Raw genomic sequence first — 258 nt, 5'->3', positions numbered from 1 at the left:
AAGAAATGGCACGCGAAGAGAGTTCGCACAGGTTTTCTCAACGAGAATGTTTGCACCAAACTCTTTCGCATATTTGTCAAAAGTAGTGTTTAAGTAGGACTTAACTAGCGTGGTCGCTTGCTGCTCTGAAAACTCATCGGACGGATGTCTGACATTCCCATGACGAATAATGTAGTTTATTTCATCACAAGGCCATGTTTCGACACCATTAAAAGATGTTACGACATCGCGCAGCATGTTTGTACCCGAGCGAGGGGC

The 258-nt window shown here is 44.6% G+C and carries 1 pseudogene; it reads right to left on the bottom strand.

What is annotated here, in order from left to right:
* Positions 1-237 (bottom strand): annotated as a pseudogene (locus A3750_RS06405) (sulfotransferase); the annotation flags it as partial.
* Positions 238-258: the final 21 nt, after the last annotated feature.

This window comes from Oleiphilus sp. HI0079 (assembly GCF_001635105.1).
This window is presented reverse-complemented; position numbering and strand designations above follow the sequence as displayed.